The organism is Pseudomonas sp. Pseusp97 (assembly GCF_047304025.1).
Lineage (GTDB): Bacteria > Pseudomonadota > Gammaproteobacteria > Pseudomonadales > Pseudomonadaceae > Pseudomonas.
In genome coordinates this window covers 1-7,166 of record NZ_JBGLYK010000257.1, presented here as the reverse complement: position 1 = coordinate 7,166, position 7,166 = coordinate 1, and the positions used below count along the sequence as shown (strand labels likewise).

Genomic DNA, 7,166 nt, shown 5'->3' with positions numbered 1-7,166 from the left:
TGATCGACCGCGTGGTCGAAGGCACCAGCGAACAGCAGGGCAGCCGCAGCATCGCCGAGCTGGAACGCTACCGCGACCGCCTGCGCGAAGCCGGCGTGGCGGTGGATTACTTCCCCGGTGCCGGGTTGGTCCACGGCTGCCTGCGCGCCCGGCGCGTGGCGGAAGTGGATGCCCTGCGCGGCGCCCTGATCGCGGCCCTGCGCCGCAACCTGAGTCGATGAGGAGGAACGCATGCAGACCACCCTGGAAAACCCTGGCATCGCCGACTGGCGCACCTACCGGCTGACCGCCGCCCTGGCCAGCCTGCGCCCGCTGGAGAACCGCCTCGAAGTGCTCTGGGCCGACGGCCGCGTCAGCCCCTTCCATCACCAGTGGCTGCGCGACAACTGCCCCTGCGGCGAGTGCGTCTACAGCGTTACCCGCGAGCAGGTGCTGGAAATCATCGACGTCCCCGCGAACCTCGCGCCGTCCCGCGCCAGCCTGGACCAGGGCCAGCTGTGCATCGACTGGCAGGACGGCCACCGCAGCCGCTTCGACCCCGGCTGGCTGCGCGCCCACGCCTATGACGACGACTCCCGCGCCGAGCGCCTGGCCGCGCACCAGACCACCCGCGTCTGGCGCCGCGATTTCGAGGTGCCGGTGTTCCAGCACGATCAGCTGATGGATGACGACTCGGCGCTGCTGGAATGGATGCTCGCCCTGCGCGACCTCGGCCTCAGCCGCGTGGACGGCGTGCCCACTGCGCCCGGCTCCCTGCACCGCATCGCCCAGCGCATCGCCTTCATCCGCGAGACCAATTTCGGCGTGCTGTTCGACGTGAAATCCAAGGCCGCGGCCGCCGACAGCAACGCCTACACCGCCTTCAACCTGCCGCTGCACACCGACCTGCCGACCCGCGAGCTGCAACCGGGGCTGCAATTCCTGCATTGCCTGGTCAACGATGCCGACGGCGGCGACAGCGTGTTCGTCGACGGCTTCGCCATCGCCCAGGCGCTGCGCGAAGAAGCGCCGGAAGACTTCCGCACGCTCTGCGAGATGCCCATCGAGTTCCGCAACAAGGACCGCCGCAGCGACTACCGCTGCCTGGCACCGGTGATCGCCCTGGACGCGCGCGGCGAGATCAGCGAAATCCGCATCGCCAACTTCCTGCGCGGCCCCTTCGACGCGCCGGCCGAGCGCATGGACGCGCTGTACCACGCCTGGCGCGCCTTCCTCACGCTCACCCGTGACCCGCGCTTCCGCCTGCAACAGAAACTGCGCGCCGGGCAGATGTGGTGCTTCGACAACCGCCGCACCCTGCACGCCCGCACCGCGTTCGACCCCGCCAGCGGCGAGCGGCACCTGCAGGGTTGCTACATCGACCGCGACGAACTGCTGTCGCGCATCCTGGTGCTGCAGCGTGAGCGCTGAGTGTGCAGGAGTGACTGGCTGGTCCTTCTGAAACTTCGTACCTGGGATTCACCCTCTCCCTGAAGGGAGAGGGGACCGTGCGGAGCAGGCTGAAACCAATGCGTCAGCCGACACGGACAGCTCCCTCTTCCTTCGGAGCGGAGCGGGCTGGCCCGTGCGGCGTACCTCCCCGTGTAGGAGCGAGCTTGCTCGCGAACCGCCCCGCTCCGAAGTCGCCGGACACCCGCCAGGCGAGCTAGTCCCCCTCGCCCCTACAAAAAGCCGGACAAAAAAATCCCCTGCGGCGCCCGACGCGCGGCAGGGGACAAATCGAGCCGGATCAGGCTCTCAGTGTGCGAGGCCCCGCAACCGAGCCGGTGCCGGCCGCGGGGTATGGAAGCCAGTCTGCGCGCCGCGCCGCCGCCCCGGTTAGCCGAAAACGACCTGCGCGTGCCCGCCGCGGACATTCCGTCGGGCAGGTGCTTGCCGCTTCCGGTCGGGCTTACCAGAATCGAGACAGACCCAGCCGCTTCCAAGGAGACCCGCGATGATGCACGCCGACCTGATCGACCAGGACGATTTCCGCGAACGCCTGCAGGCGCTGGGCTTCGCCGTGCCGCCGGACGCCAGCGCCGAGCAGGCCTGCGAATACGCCGTGCGCGGCCTGACGCCGGAGCGTTCCCTGGCGCTGCGCCGGCTGGTCGAAAGCATGCTGGCCGGCAACGCCACGCTGCTGCCCGCCGTGCGCGAGGCGATCTCCCGGCAGTTGCTGCCGGCACTTGTCCCCAAAGTGTGACAATCAGGCGCACAGCTACGGGTAATTTGTGCGCGGCATCTCCCAGAAATTGGGAAATGTCTTACAGTTCGTCGGGGTGGTGGCCTAAAGGCATCATGTATCAAATATGATCCAATCCGTTTTTTGGGACGGACTGGCCGTACGGCCAGAAGACAGGGATTGTAAGGATGCATGCTCTCTACCGTGGCTGGATGCCGCTCCTGGCATTCTGCTGTGCCTCGGCAAGCTTTGCCGCACCACTGCCCTCGCCGGGTGACAACGACCTGCAGCGCCAGCGCCAGGAACAACTGCTGCGCGAACAGCGCCAGCGCCTGGAAGAGCTCCAGCAGCTGCCCGGCAAGGCGCCGGCCGAGGCGCCGGCGACCAGCGCGCCGGATACGCGTTGCTTCACCATCCGCACCATCACCCTGGAAGGCGCCGAGCACCTCGACGCGCGCGCTCGCGAGAAGCTGCTGGCGCCGTATCGGGAGAAATGCCTGGGGGTCAACCAGCTCAACGAGCTGCTCAAGGGCATCACCGACCACTACCTGTCGCGTGGCTTCGTCACCACCCGCGCCTACCTGCCGCAGCAGGACCTTTCCAGCGGCGAGCTGAAGATCGTCGTGGTCGAGGGTCGTTTCGAGGGCTTCGACCAGTCGGAACTGGCCAGCGAGCGCGAACTGGCCATGACCTTTCCCGGCGCCACCGGCGATGTCCTGAACCTGCGCGACCTGGAGCAGCTGGTCGACCAGGTCAACCGCCTGCCCTCGCGCCAGGCGCAGATGGAGCTGGTGCCGGGCAAGGAAGTGGGCGGCAGCCGCGTGCAGCTCAAGGGTGAGCGCAGCAAACCCTGGCGCGTCTCCGCCAGCCGCGACAACAACGGCGACTCGACTTCCGGCGAACAGCAGGCCGGCGTCGGGCTGGACTGGGACAGCCCGCTGGGCCTGGCCGACCAGTTCGGCCTGCGCTACGGCCAGGATGTGGTCAGCGACCACTGGAAGCACTCCGACAACCAGAGCCTGTGGTACAGCGTTCCCTACGGCTGGTGGACCTTCAACTACAGCTACAGCCGCAACTACTACCGCACCCGCAACGAGGATGCCGGCTTCGCCTTCAAGTACGACGGCGACAACGAGACCCACCAGCTGGGCGCCCAGCGCGTGCTGTTTCGCGACGACGTGAGCAAGACCGGGGTGAACTTCGGCCTCAGCCACCAGCGCACGCGCAACTACATCGACGACACCCTGCTCGACGTTTCCAGCACCCACCTCAGCGAATTCAGCCTGGGCTTCAACCATGGCCGGCGCATCGGCAGCGCCTTCGTCAACGCCGACATCGGCTGGCAGCGCGGCGTCGGCGCCTTCGGCGCGCAGGACGACGACCACGACGCCCCACACGGCAGCCCCACCGCCCGCTACAACAAGTACAGCCTGACCCTGAGCTACCTGCAGCCCTTCAAGCTGTGGGACGAAGCCTTCAGCTTCGAAAGCCTCGCCACCGGCCAGCACAGCGAAGACGTGCTCTACAGTCCGCAGCGCATCAGCCTGGGGGGCCTCAGCTCGATCCGCGGCTTCAAGGACCAGACCCTCTCCGGCGACTCCGGCTATTACTGGCGCAACCAGCTGCGCTGGCGCCGCGCCGTCACCTGGGAGCCGCTGCTGCCCTGGGTGCAGGAGTACGGCGTGGCCTACGCCTACGACGTCGGCGCCATCGAGCACGGCCAATACAACCCGGGGCTCTCCGGGCGCATGAGCGGCCATGGCGTGGAGTTCAGCGCGCGCGGGCAGTACGCCGCCGCCTCCGTGACCCTGGCGCGCTCGCTGGAGCGCCCCGACCTCATCGAGCGACGCGAGCACCCGGTGTATTTCCGCGTCGACCTCTTCTTCTGAACCGATTCGCTCTTTAGCTAGTAGCCAGTACTGGGGAGATTCCCACATGGACGTTCGCCATCCGTTGTACCAGGCCATTGCCAGCGTGCTTGCCGGCATCCTGATCCTCAACCCCATCGTGGCGGCCGCGGCCGAACTGGCGGTGGATGCTGCAGCCGGTGGCAATACGCACCTGGGCGCGGCGGGCAACGGCGTCCCTGTGGTGAACATCGCCACGCCCAACGGCGCGGGCCTGTCCCACAACAAGTTCAGCGACTACAACGTCGGGCAGAACGGCCTGATCCTCAACAACGCCACCGGCAAGACGCAGTCCACCCAGCTGGGCGGCATCATCGTCGGCAACCCCAACCTCAAGGGCGGCGCGGCCAACCGGATCCTCAACGAAGTCACCGGCGCCAACCCATCCCAACTGCGCGGCTACACCGAGGTGGCCGGCCAGTCCGCCCACGTCATCGTCGCCAACCCCCACGGCATTACCTGCAACGGCTGCGGCTTCATCAACACCCCGCGCGCGACCCTGACCACCGGCAAGCCGCTGATGGACGGCGAGCGCCTGCGCGGCTATGACGTCGACGGCGGCGAGATCGCTGTCGAGGGCGCCGGCCTGAACGCCAGCAACCTCGACCAGTTCGAACTGATCACCCGCAGCGCCAGGCTCAACGCCGATCTCTACGCCAAGCAGCTCACGGTGGTGGCCGGGCGCAACCAGGTGGACGCCGAGACCCTCGCCGCCACCGCCAAGGCCGACGACGGCAGCGCCAAGCCGCAACTGGCCATCGACAGCTCGGCGCTGGGCGGCATGTATGCTGGCGCGATCCGCCTGGTGGGCACCGAGCAGGGCGTGGGCGTGAAGCTGGCCGGCAACATGGCGGCCAGCGCCGGCGATATCCAGATCGACGCCAATGGTCAACTGAGCCTGGCGCAGACCAGCGCCGCCGGCAGCCTGCGCGCCAGGGCCGGCGCCATCGCGCTCAGCGGCCCGACCTACGCCACGGGCACCGCCGAGTTGAGCGCCAGCGGCCAGCTCAGCAACAGCCAGAGCCTCGCCGCCGGCCAGCGTGTCGCGCTCACTGCCGCGCAGGTCAGCAACAGTGGCGTCGTCGAAGCCGGCGTCAATCCGGACAACAGCCGCAACGCCCAGGGCGACGTGGCGATCAGCGCGCAGAACCTGCGCAACAGCGGCAGCGTGGTCGCCAGCCGCAACCTGGACGCCAGCGCCAGCGGCACCCTGGACAACCAGGGCGGCGCGCTCAAGGGCGCCACCGCCCGCGTCAATGCCGCCAACCTGGACAACCGCCAGGGCCGCCTGCTTGCCAGCGACCAGCTGAACCTCAGCGCCGCGCGCCTGGACAACCGCAACGGCCAGGCCGTCGCCAACCGCCTGCAAGTCAGCGGCGGCGCGCTGGACAACCGCCTGGGCCTGTTCTCCGCCGAGCAGTCGCTGGACTTCACCCTCGACAGCCTCGACAACAGCGGCAAGGGCACCCTGGTCAGCAACGGCACCCTGCAGGCCCGCGTCCAGCAGAAGCTCGACAACCAGGCCGATGGCCTGCTCTCGGCCAAGGGCGCGCTCGGCGTGCAGGCCGGCAACCTCGACAACCGGGGCGGGCTGGTGGTCGGCGACGCCGGCGTGACCCTGTCCGGGGCCAGCCTGAACAACAGCGCGCTGGGCGTGATCAGCAGCCTGGGCGAGCTGAAGATCGACGTCGGCCAGCTGGACAACAGCCAGGGCGGCGCCCTCGACAGCGGCGCGGCACTGCGCCTGACGGCCGGTCAGGTGAACAACACCAAGGGCAGCGTGAGCGCCAAGGGCGACCTGCAGGCCAAGGCCGACAGCTTCGGCCAGCAGGGCGGCGAACTGCTCGCCCAGGGCGCGCTGAGCCTCGAAGCCGGGCAGCTCGACAACCGCAACGGCGGCCTGGTTGCCGCCAACAACGGCGTCACCGTCAAGGGCATCGATTTGCTCAACCAGGGCGGCGAGATATCCAGCCGCGCCAAGGTTGCTGTGCAGGCCGCCAGCCTGGACAACGGCGCCGGCAAGGTGATCGGCGACGCCGGGCTCGACCTGCAGGTACAGCGCCTCGCCAACCGCGCCGGCACGCTGTCCGGCCGCGACGGCCTGAGCATCACCGGGCAAAGCCTGGACAACAGCCAGGGTGGCCGGGTGAACAGCCAGAACAGCGTCTGGCTGCAACTGGCCGGTGCGCTGGACAACAGCGGCAACGGCGCGCTGCTCAGCCAGGGCAGCCTGACCCTCAACGCCGGCAGCCTCGACAACCGTGGGGGCGCGGTCTCCAGTGCCGGCCTGCTGTTCGCCCGTCTCGCCGGCGCCCTCGACAACCGCGGCGGCAAGCTGCTCAGCGACGGCAGCATCGACCTCGCCGGCGCTGACCTGAACAACGCCGGCGGCATCCTCAGCGCCGCCGGCGATATCCGCCTGCAAGGCGCGAAGCTCGACAACAGCCAGAAGGGCCGCATCGTCACCGACGCCGCCATCCATCTCGCCACCGGCCAACTGGACAACAGCCAGGGCGGCAGCCTGTCCGCACGCGGCGCGATCGATGGTCGCATCGCCGGCCTCGACCAGCACGGCGGCGGCCAGCTGATCGGCCAGGGCGGTGTCGACCTCGATCTGCAGGGCGGCGCCCTGAACAACGCCGGCGGCCTGCTCGGCAGCCCCGGCCAATTGATGCTGCGCAACCTGGCCAGCCTCGACAACCGGGGCGGCGAGATTTCCAGCGACCGCGCCTTCGCCCTCACCACCGGCACCTTGCTCAACCAGGGCGGCAAGATCCTCTCCGGCGACCGCCTGACCCTCGCCAGCGGCGCGCTGAACAACAGCAGCGCCGGGGTGCTTTCCGGCAGCAACGGCCTCAGCGTCAGCGCCGCCAGTGTCGACAACAGCCAGGGCGGCACCCTCGCCAGCCGGGGCGACCTGCAGTTGCGCAGCCAGGGCGCGCTGGACAACCACGGCGACGGCGCACTGGTCGCCAGCGGCAAGCTCGACGTCGGCAGTGCCAGCCTGAACAACCAGGGCGGCCTGCTTTCCGCCAGCGGCGACCTGCTGCTGGCCACCGGCGCCACCGACAACCGCGACGGCCGCCTGCTCGCCC

General features: G+C 69.1%; 4 protein-coding genes and 1 pseudogene. All 5 read left to right on the top strand.

Going from position 1 to position 7,166, the window contains the following annotated elements; translation table 11 throughout:
• Positions 1-221, top strand: a pseudogene (locus ACCC94_RS26170) (hypothetical protein); the annotation flags it as partial.
• Positions 222-231: 10 nt separating this feature from the next.
• A complete protein-coding gene (locus ACCC94_RS26165) occupies positions 232-1,410 on the top strand; it encodes a gamma-butyrobetaine dioxygenase (RefSeq protein WP_413352522.1) in 1,179 nt (392 codons plus the stop codon).
• A 526-nt stretch (positions 1,411-1,936) separates the two neighbouring features.
• On the top strand, positions 1,937-2,185 hold the full coding sequence (locus ACCC94_RS26160) for a hypothetical protein (protein ID WP_413352521.1): 249 nt from the start codon (positions 1,937-1,939) through the stop codon (positions 2,183-2,185).
• Positions 2,186-2,352: 167 nt separating this feature from the next.
• Positions 2,353-4,053, top strand: coding sequence for a ShlB/FhaC/HecB family hemolysin secretion/activation protein (locus ACCC94_RS26155; protein ID WP_413352520.1), 1,701 nt, complete (start codon positions 2,353-2,355; stop codon positions 4,051-4,053).
• Between the two features lie 46 nt (positions 4,054-4,099).
• A partial coding sequence (locus ACCC94_RS26150; protein WP_413352519.1) for a filamentous hemagglutinin N-terminal domain-containing protein occupies positions 4,100-7,166 on the top strand: 3,067 nt, incomplete at its 3' end.